Annotated in this window: 6 protein-coding genes, 3 tRNA genes and 1 pseudogene; all 10 read left to right on the top strand. The window is 56.4% G+C overall.

Annotated elements, in window-relative coordinates; translation table 11 throughout:
• Positions 1–118 precede the first annotated feature (118 nt).
• Positions 119–195 (top strand) — tRNA-Arg (locus GSM73_RS00790).
• A 41-nt stretch (positions 196–236) separates the two neighbouring features.
• Positions 237–312, top strand: a tRNA-His gene (locus tag GSM73_RS00795).
• Between the two features lie 57 nt (positions 313–369).
• Positions 370–454, top strand: a tRNA-Leu gene (locus GSM73_RS00800).
• A 415-nt stretch (positions 455–869) separates the two neighbouring features.
• Complete coding sequence (gene tig, locus GSM73_RS00805; RefSeq protein WP_047228499.1) at positions 870–2180, top strand: trigger factor; 1311 nt, start codon at positions 870–872, stop codon at positions 2178–2180.
• Between the two features lie 93 nt (positions 2181–2273).
• Positions 2274–2915: an ATP-dependent Clp endopeptidase proteolytic subunit ClpP gene (gene clpP / locus GSM73_RS00810; protein ID WP_003183177.1), complete on the top strand. Its 642-nt coding sequence runs from the start codon at positions 2274–2276 to the stop codon at positions 2913–2915.
• A gap of 107 nt (positions 2916–3022) precedes the next feature.
• The gene (clpX, locus tag GSM73_RS00815) at positions 3023–4306 is read left to right on the top strand and encodes an ATP-dependent Clp protease ATP-binding subunit ClpX (RefSeq protein ID WP_047228498.1); all 1284 of its coding nucleotides are present in this window, start codon (positions 3023–3025) and stop codon (positions 4304–4306) included.
• 161 nt (positions 4307–4467) lie between these two features.
• The gene (gene lon, locus GSM73_RS00820; protein WP_076383967.1) at positions 4468–6864 is read left to right on the top strand and encodes an endopeptidase La; all 2397 of its coding nucleotides are present in this window, start codon (positions 4468–4470) and stop codon (positions 6862–6864) included.
• Positions 6865–7012: 148 nt separating this feature from the next.
• A complete protein-coding gene (locus GSM73_RS00825; RefSeq protein ID WP_047228496.1) occupies positions 7013–7288 on the top strand; it encodes an HU family DNA-binding protein in 276 nt (91 codons plus the stop codon).
• Positions 7289–7513: 225 nt separating this feature from the next.
• Positions 7514–9385, top strand: a complete 1872-nt coding sequence (locus GSM73_RS00830) for a SurA N-terminal domain-containing protein (RefSeq protein WP_160891338.1) — start codon at positions 7514–7516, stop codon at positions 9383–9385.
• A 221-nt stretch (positions 9386–9606) separates the two neighbouring features.
• Positions 9607–9742: pseudogene (locus GSM73_RS26615) on the top strand (DUF2242 domain-containing protein); the annotation flags it as partial.

Here is a 9742-nt window from a genome sequence, read left to right on the forward strand (position 1 = left end):
TCGCACTTGTCGGGCACAGCCTAGCACTGGTTAAGAAGGTGGAGCAGAGTTGGTTGTTTTAACTCGGTAACACTGAAAGCACTTAGTTTGTAATCGTCCAAGAATACAGATTAAAAAGGCGCCCGTAGCTCAGCTGGATAGAGCATCCGCCTTCTAAGCGGATGGTCGCAGGTTCGAGTCCTGCCGGGTGCGCCAATTAGGCAGCTTTGGCACAAGTAAGGCAACAAGGCAATATGGTGGGCGTAGCTCAGTTGGTAGAGCACGGGATTGTGACTCCCGTTGTCGTGGGTTCGATCCCCATCGTCCACCCCATATTCTAGAAAGGCGCCAGATTAACAGTCTGGCGCCTTTGCTTTAAAAGCTTGATACGCGGATGTGGTGGAATTGGTAGACACACTGGATTTAGGTTCCAGCGCCGCAAGGTGTGAGAGTTCGAGTCTCTCCGTCCGCACCATACAAGTCGCTATTTAAATAGCAGAGAACGGCGCAGTACCTGAAGAGGGCTGCGCCGTTTTTGTATTCATGATTTTTTGTCGCCGACCCTGGTTCAGGGTTGTGCGGGGTGCTCGGGTCGTCACGATTGTGTTTCCTGATGATGCGCGGCATGCCCGTTGGTCTCCTCGCGAGACCGGATGCCGGGCGCGCGGGTTTGCTGCTCCTATATATAGAAGCATTGACCCAGAGCCTTGCAGCGACCGACTGTATTTGCAATCCGGGCGAGGCATGACCGTATGTCCGCTCCTAAATTCGGCGCCTGTTTCCAGCCCTTTTTCAGTAGGGTGACTTCTTGAGTTTGACCTACTAGAATGCATGCCCTTGATTCTGGGGTCGGAAACGCCCGGCCAACGTCTGTGCAACGAGGAATATCCATGCAAGTTTCTGTTGAAAATACTTCTGCTCTTGAGCGCCGCATGAGCATCACCGTGCCGGCTGAGCGCATCGAGACTCAGGTCAACAAGCGTCTGCAGCAGACTGCCCAAAAGGCCAAAATCCCAGGTTTCCGCCCAGGCAAAGTGCCAATGAGCGTGATCCGTCAGCGTTATGAAGCTGACGCACGTCAGGAAGCCGTGGGCGATGTGATCCAGTCTTCGTTCTACGAAGCGGTCGTCGAGCAGAAGCTGAACCCGGCCGGTGCTCCGTCCGTCGAGCCTAAAGTGCTGGAAAAGGGCAAGGACCTGGAGTTCATCGCCACGTTCGAAGTGTTCCCTGAGTTCACGGTTGCCGGTTTCGAGTCCATCTCCGTCGAGCGTCTGAGCGCCGATGTTTCGGATGCCGACCTGGACAAGATGCTGGACATCCTGCGCAAGCAGAACACCCGTTTCGAAGTGGCCGATCGTGCTGCCCAGAACGAAGATCAACTGAACATCGATTTCGTCGGCAAGGTCGACGGTGAAGTGTTCGCCGGTGGTTCCGCCAAGGCTACTCAGCTGGTGCTGGGCTCTGGCCGCATGATCCCTGGCTTCGAAGATGGCCTGGTTGGCGCCAAGGCCGGTGAAGAGCGCGTTCTGAACCTGACCTTCCCTGAGGACTATCAGAACCTGGACCTGGCTGGTAAATCCGCCGAGTTCACCGTGACCGTCAACAGCGTTTCCGAGCCGAAACTGCCAGAGCTGAACGAAGAGTTCTTCGCCCAGTTCGGCATCAAGGAAACCGGTCTGGAAGGTTTCCGCGCCGAAGTTCGCAAGAACATGGAGCGTGAGCTGCGTCAGGCCATCAAGTCCAAGGTCAAGAACCAGGTCATGGACGGTCTGCTGGCCTCCAACCCGATCGAAGTGCCAAAGGCTCTGCTGGACAACGAAGTGAACCGTCTGCGTGTACAGGCTGTTCAACAGTTCGGCGGCAACATCAAGCCGGATCAACTGCCCGCTGAGCTGTTCGAAGAGCAAGCCAAGCGCCGCGTTGTGCTGGGCCTGATCGTTGCTGAAGTGGTCAAGCAGTTCGAACTCAAGCCTGACGAAGCCCGCGTTCGCGAGCTGATCCAGGAAATGGCTTCGGCCTATCAGGAGCCTGAGCAAGTCGTGTCCTGGTACTACAAGAACGACCAGCAACTGAACGAAGTCCGTTCGGTTGTGCTGGAAGAACAAGTTGTGGATACTGTTCTGCAGAAAGCTAGCGTGACCGATAAAGCGGTCTCTTACGAAGAAGCGGTCAAGCCGGTGGAAGCTCCACAAGCCGATTGATCGTTCTGCGGTAAGAAATACACACCCATAAGCCAGCCTTCGCGCTGGCTTATGCGTATTCAAGACATAACTATTTGGGAGTGACTGCGAGACATGTCCCGCAATTCTTTTTATCAGCAGAGCTCTGACATCCAAGCCGCAGGCGGCCTGGTCCCGATGGTTATCGAGCAGTCTGCCCGTGGCGAACGTGCCTATGACATCTACTCGCGTCTGCTCAAGGAACGCGTCATCTTCCTGATCGGCCCCGTTGAAGACTACATGGCCAACCTGGTTGCGGCGCAACTGCTGTTCCTTGAAGCGGAAAACCCGGACAAGGATATCCATCTGTACATCAACTCACCTGGTGGCTCGGTGACAGCAGGCATGTCGATCTACGACACCATGCAGTTCATCAAGCCTGACGTTTCCACCATCTGCATCGGCCAGGCCTGCAGCATGGGCGCATTCCTGCTCGCCGGTGGCGCAGCGGGCAAGCGTCACTGCCTGCCTAATTCGCGCATGATGATTCACCAGCCGTTGGGTGGTTTCCAGGGGCAGGCGTCGGATATCGACATCCATGCCAAGGAAATCCTCCACATTCGTTCGCGCCTGAACTCGCTGCTGGCCCATCACACCGGCCAAAGCCTCGAAACCATTGAGCGTGACACCGAGCGTGACAACTTCATGAGCGCTGAGCGTGCGGCCGAATATGGCCTGATCGACTCCGTGATCAACAAGCGTCAAATGCCTGCCTAAGCCGCTCAAAATGCAGGTGGTTGGGATGACCGGCCGCCTGCGGGCTTGAAAAAGCCCGCAATTGCCTTCATCTTGTGTTGCAAGCCTATCGGATTTGGATCGATCGAATGACTGACACCCGCAACGGCGAGGACAACGGCAAACTGCTTTATTGCTCCTTCTGTGGCAAAAGCCAGCATGAAGTACGCAAATTGATTGCCGGCCCCTCGGTCTTCATTTGCGACGAGTGCGTCGACCTGTGCAATGACATCATCCGCGAGGAGGTGCAGGAAGCCCAGGCCGAAAGCAGCGCGCATAAGTTGCCTTCGCCTAAAGAAATCAGCGGCATCCTTGATCAATATGTCATTGGTCAGGAGCGCGCGAAAAAGGTACTGGCCGTAGCGGTGTACAACCACTACAAGCGCCTGAACCAACGTGACAAAAAGAATGACGAGGTCGAGCTCGGCAAGAGCAACATCCTGCTGATCGGCCCGACAGGCTCGGGTAAAACCCTGCTTGCCGAAACCCTGGCCCGTTTGCTGAACGTTCCGTTCACCATCGCCGACGCAACCACCCTTACCGAGGCGGGTTATGTGGGTGAGGATGTCGAGAACATCATTCAGAAACTGCTGCAGAAGTGCGATTACGATGTGGAAAAGGCCCAGATGGGTATCGTCTACATCGACGAAATCGACAAGATTTCCCGCAAGTCCGACAACCCGTCCATCACCCGGGATGTTTCCGGCGAGGGCGTGCAGCAGGCCTTGCTCAAGCTGATCGAAGGTACCGTGGCTTCCGTTCCGCCTCAGGGTGGTCGCAAGCATCCGCAGCAGGAGTTCCTGCAGGTCGACACGCGTAACATTCTGTTCATCTGCGGTGGCGCGTTCTCCGGCCTGGAAAAGGTTATTCAAAACCGTTCCACCCGTGGCGGCATTGGTTTCAACGCCGAAGTGCGCAGTAAGGAAGAGGGTAAGAAGGTCGGTGAATCCCTGCGTGAAGTCGAACCTGATGATTTGGTCAAGTTCGGTCTGATCCCGGAATTCGTGGGTCGCTTGCCGGTCCTGGCGACACTGGACGAGTTGGATGAAGCTGCACTGATGCAGATTCTGACCGAGCCGAAGAATGCCCTGACCAAGCAATATGCCAAGCTGTTCGAAATGGAAGGTGTAGACCTGGAGTTCCGTTCCGACGCGCTGAAATCGGTTGCCAAACGAGCCCTGGAGCGTAAAACCGGTGCCCGTGGGTTGCGCTCGATTCTGGAAGGCGTATTGCTCGACACGATGTATGAGATCCCCTCGCAGTCTGAGGTGAGTAAAGTCGTGATCGATGAAAGCGTTATAGAAGGTAAGTCCAAGCCTTTGTATATCTACGAAAACAAAGAGCCGGCTGCCAAGGCCGCGCCGGACGCTTAAGCGTCCCGGTGCCGGAATAAAGAAGGGGCCTTCGGGCCCCTTTGCTTTTTGCGCGTTTTAGACGTGTCTTTGCGCTTGTTTTTTTTCAAGGCTGCCCCCATCTTGGTTTCAAGCTTACTTCCATCTGTTTCCGGCCTTGTGGCCGCCGTAGAGGCGAAATCATGAAGACAACCATCGAATTGCCTCTCCTGCCATTGCGTGATGTCGTGGTTTATCCGCACATGGTTATCCCGCTGTTCGTGGGGCGCGAGAAGTCTATCGAAGCCCTCGAGGCTGCGATGACGGGTGACAAGCAGATTCTTCTGTTGGCGCAGAGAAATCCTGCTGACGATGATCCCGGCGAAGACGCACTTTATCGCGTAGGCACAATTGCAACAGTTCTGCAGCTGCTCAAGCTGCCCGACGGCACCGTCAAGGTCCTGGTCGAAGGTGAGCAGCGTGGCACGGTCGAGCGTTTCAGCGAAGTGGACGGCCATTGCCGGGCCGAAGTGTCGCTGATCGACGAAGTGGACGCGCCCGAGCGTGAGTCTGAGGTGTTTGTCCGCAGTCTTCTGTCGCAGTTCGAACAATACGTGCAGTTGGGCAAGAAGGTGCCTGCTGAGGTCCTGTCGTCGCTTAACAGCATCGACGAACCTGGGCGGCTGGTCGATACGATGGCGGCCCACATGGCCCTCAAGATCGAGCAGAAGCAGGAAATTCTCGAAATCATCGATTTGTCTGCCCGTGTCGAACACGTGCTGGCACTGCTGGATGGCGAAATCGACCTACTGCAGGTCGAGAAGCGCATTCGTGGTCGCGTCAAGAAGCAGATGGAGCGTAGCCAGCGCGAGTACTACCTGAATGAGCAGATGAAGGCCATTCAGAAGGAACTTGGCGATGGTGACGAAGGGCACAACGAAATCGAAGAGCTGAAAAAGCGCATCGATGCTGCGGGCCTGCCCAAGGATGCACTTGCCAAGGCCCAGGCCGAGCTGAACAAGCTCAAGCAAATGTCGCCTATGTCTGCCGAAGCCACTGTGGTGCGCTCCTATATCGACTGGCTGGTTCAGGTGCCTTGGAAGGCGCAAAGCAAGGTCCGTCTGGACCTGGCCCGCGCCGAAGATATTCTCGATGCCGACCATTACGGTCTGGAAGAGGTCAAGGAACGTATCCTCGAATACCTCGCCGTGCAAAAACGCGTGAAGAAAATTCGCGGGCCGGTACTGTGCCTGGTGGGGCCTCCCGGGGTCGGTAAAACATCGCTGGCAGAGTCGATTGCCCACGCGACCAATCGTAAATTCGTGCGCATGGCCCTCGGTGGCGTGCGCGATGAAGCGGAAATTCGGGGGCATCGCCGCACTTATATCGGGTCGATGCCAGGAAGATTGATTCAAAAGATGACTAAGGTTGGCGTGCGCAATCCGCTGTTTCTTTTGGATGAAATCGACAAGATGGGCAGCGATATGCGCGGCGATCCCGCTTCTGCGCTGCTCGAAGTGCTCGATCCGGAGCAGAATCACAATTTCAACGATCACTATCTGGAGGTCGACTACGACCTGTCGGACGTGATGTTCCTCTGCACCTCCAACTCCATGAACATTCCGCCAGCACTGCTGGACCGGATGGAGGTGATCCGTCTGCCGGGCTACACCGAAGACGAGAAGATCAACATCGCCGTCAAATACCTTTCGCCCAAGCAGATCCAGGCCAACGGCCTGAAAAAAGGCGAGCTGGAATTTGACGAGGAAGCGATTCGCGACATTATCCGCTACTACACTCGCGAGGCGGGTGTGCGTGGTCTGGAGCGGCAAATTGCCAAGGTCTGCCGCAAGGCGGTCAAAGAGCATGCGCTGGAAAAACGCTTCGCGGTCAAGGTTACTTCGGACCTGCTGGAGCACTTCCTGGGTGTTCGCAAGTTCCGCTACGGCCTCGCCGAGCAGCAGGATCAGATTGGTCAGGTGACTGGCCTTGCGTGGACTCAGGTCGGTGGCGAGTTGCTGACTATCGAAGCGGCCGTAGTACCGGGCAAGGGTCAACTGATCAAGACCGGTTCGCTAGGCGATGTGATGGTCGAGTCGATCACCGCAGCGCTGACGGTCGTGCGCAGCCGCGCCCGGAGCCTGGGCATCCCCCTGGACTTCCACGAGAAGCGCGACACCCATATCCACATGCCTGAAGGGGCTACGCCCAAGGACGGCCCGAGCGCCGGCGTAGGCATGTGCACGGCCCTGGTATCCGCGCTGACCGGCATTCCTGTGCGCGCCGACGTCGCCATGACGGGTGAAATCACCCTGCGTGGCCAGGTATTGGCCATCGGCGGTCTGAAGGAAAAACTGCTGGCGGCTCACCGTGGCGGGATCAAGATCGTGATCATTCCCGAGGAGAATGTCCGCGATTTGAAGGAGATTCCTGACAACATTAAGCAGGATCTTCAGATCAAACCGGTTAAATGGATTGACGAGGTCCTGCAAATTGCGCTGCAATACGCGCCGGAGCCCTTGCCGGATGTGGCTCCGGAGATAGTCGCGAAGGAAGACAAGCGAGAGTCTGACTCTAAGGAAAGAATTAGCACGCATTAATACGCATTTGCCTGGGGGGCTTCCTTGACAGTTTTTTAGAGCCCTTGTTATAAAGCGGCTCTTAAGTGTCTGTAGGCCATTCAGCACTCGTTTTTGCTTTCACCAAAAAAACTTAGAATCATCTCAAATAGATATAAGGGGACTTAGAGTGAACAAGTCGGAACTGATTGATGCTATCGCTGCATCCGCTGATATCCCGAAAGCTGCTGCTGGCCGTGCGCTGGACGCTGTAATCGAATCCGTCACTGGCGCTCTCAAGGCCGGCGACTCCGTAGTTCTGGTTGGTTTCGGCACCTTCTCCGTGACTGATCGCCCAGCGCGTACCGGCCGCAACCCGCAGACCGGCCAAACGCTGGAAATCCCTGCTGCCAAAAAGCCTGGTTTCAAAGCTGGCAAGGCATTGAAAGAAGCTGTTAACGACTAAGGTTTCACCGAGTTTATCCGGGTCGGGGTCATGCCTGGCTTGGCAGCGGAGCGGTCATACAGCCGGTTTGTAGCCGGTGTGTCACGCCAGGACTCGCGGGTTTGAGTCCGGTCCGCTCCGCCAGTTACGAGAAGGCGCATCCTCGGATGCGCCTTTCTTCTATCCGGATTCTACCCACGCTCCACGGTTGCCTAAATTTGAAGTTCAACCGTTTCTGGGGGACGCATGCTGCAGAATATCAGGGACAATTCACAAGGCTGGATTGCCAAAACCATCATCGGGGTCATCGTCGTATTGATGGCGTTGACCGGTTTCGATGCCATTTTTCAAGCTACCACCAACAGTAATGACGCAGCCAAGGTCAACGGCGAAGAGATCAGCCAGAACGAGCTGAGCCAGGCGGTCGACATGCAACGCCGCCAGCTCATGCAACAGCTGGGCAAGGATTTCGACGCTTCGTTGCTGGACGAAAAAATGCTGCGCGACTCAGCGCTCAAAGGCCTGATCGATCGCAAGCTGTTGCTGCAAGGCGCGCAAGATTCGAAATTCGCTTTCTCCGAAGCGGCGCTGGATCAAGTGATCCTGCAAACGCCTGAGTTTCAGGTCGATGGCAAATTCAGCGCCGAGCGTTTCGATCAGGTGATCCGCCAGCTGGGTTACAGCCGCATGCAATTTCGTCAGATGCTGGCTCAGGAGATGCTGATCGGCCAGTTGCGCGCAGGTCTGGCGGGGAGTGGTTTTGTCACCGACGCCCAGGTGTTGGCCTTCGCCCGTCTGGAAAAACAGACCCGGGATTTCGCCACCTTGAATATCCAGGCCGACTCGTCGACGGTCAAACTGACCGATGATGAGGTCAAGGCTTACTACGATAAGCATGCCAAGGAATTCATGACGCCCGACCAGGTGGTCATCGACTACCTTGAGCTGAAGAAGGCTTCTTTCTTCGATCAGGTCAGCGTCAAGGATGAAGACCTGCAAGCGGCCTATCAGAAAGAAATCGCGAACCTGTCCGAACAGCGTCGTGCTGCGCACATCCTGATCGAAGTGAACGACAAGGTCACCGAAGCCCAGGCCAAGGCGAAGATCGAAGAGATTCAGGCTCGTTTGGCCAAAGGCGAATCGTTTGAGGCGTTGGCCAAGGAGTTCTCCCAGGACCCAGGTTCGGCGAACAGCGGCGGCGATCTCGGTTATGCCGGTCCGGGTGTCTACGATCCGGAGTTCGAAAAGGCTCTGTATGCGTTGAGCAAGGATCAGGTATCGGCACCGGTGCGTACCGATTTCGGTTTTCACCTGATCAAGTTGTTGGGAGTCGAAGCGCCTGAAGTGCCAACGTTTGCCAGCCTCAAGGACAAGCTTGTTCGCGAGCTGAAAACCCAGCAGGTTGAGCAGCGTTTCGTGGAGGCGACCAAGCAACTGGAGGATGCCTCTTTCGAAGCCTCCGACCTGGCACAGCCGGCTCAGGACCTGAAACTGACCGTCCACACTTCGGCGCCGTTCGGCCGTGAGGGTGGGGAGGGGATCGCGGCCAACCGCGCCGTGGTGAGCGCCGCGTTCAGCCCGGAGGTACTGGATGAGGGTGCAAACAGCACCGCCATCGAGCTGGACCCGGAAACCGTGGTGGTGCTGCGTGCCAAGGAGCACCGCAAGCCCGAGCAAATGCCACTGGAAAGCGTGGACGGGGCCATTCGCGCTCAACTGGCGAAGGAACATGCCAGTGCGGCGGCCAAGACCCGGGCCGAGGAGTTGATTGCCGGTTTGCGCGATGGCAAGACGGCCATGGATCAACCTGTCGACGGTCAGAAATGGAAGGTCATCGAGGCGGCGACTCGAAGCCAGGAAGGGATTGATCCGGCGGTGTTGCAGGCATTGTTCCGGATGCCTAAACCCGAATCGAAAGACAAGCCGACGTTCAGCAGTGTGACGTTGCCCGATGGCAGTCTGGTCATCGTGCGCTTGAACGGCGTGAACGAAGCGGCGGCACCGAGCGATGAGGAGAAGGCGCAATACCGCCGTTATCTCGCTTCTCGTGTCGGCCAGCAGGACTTCGCTGCCTATCGCAAGCAGTTGGAGAGTGAGGCGGACATCGAGCGCTTCTAAGTGCTCTGATGGTTTGCCCCACAACGACCCGGCCGAAAGGCCGGGTTTTTTGTGTCTGCTTGTTGCATCGGGCAGTATCTTCGTCGCTCCACCGAATTCGCGTCTTTTTCCCGCAAATAACCCCCAGTAGACTTGTAACCCGTTTGAGACAAGATTAGCCACGCGGCCTGGCAGCGTTCTGTTGCACAATACGCCCCGGATCGTTTTCCTCAGGATGTTCAATGTTCAAATCATTCCCTATGCGCACCGTCGGGCTGGCACTGGTGCTGGCCGCTGCAGCCGGTTGCTCGTCGAAGAAAACAGCTATCTACGAGCATGAAAACTTCGATGACTCCGGTACGTTCTCGCGTTCCTATT

This window comes from Pseudomonas sp. PICF6 (assembly GCF_009831705.1).
GTDB classification, from domain to species: domain Bacteria; phylum Pseudomonadota; class Gammaproteobacteria; order Pseudomonadales; family Pseudomonadaceae; genus Aquipseudomonas; species Aquipseudomonas rhizophila.

Coding starts and splice junctions, on each gene's coding strand:
- tig (WP_047228499.1), top strand. CDS start 870: ATGCAAGTTTCTGTTGAAAATACTTCTGCTCTTGAGCGCCGCATGAGC.
- clpP (WP_003183177.1), top strand. CDS start 2,274: ATGTCCCGCAATTCTTTTTATCAGCAGAGCTCTGACATCCAAGCCGCA.
- clpX (WP_047228498.1), top strand. CDS start 3,023: ATGACTGACACCCGCAACGGCGAGGACAACGGCAAACTGCTTTATTGC.
- lon (WP_076383967.1), top strand. CDS start 4,468: ATGAAGACAACCATCGAATTGCCTCTCCTGCCATTGCGTGATGTCGTG.
- GSM73_RS00830 (WP_160891338.1), top strand. CDS start 7,514: ATGCTGCAGAATATCAGGGACAATTCACAAGGCTGGATTGCCAAAACC.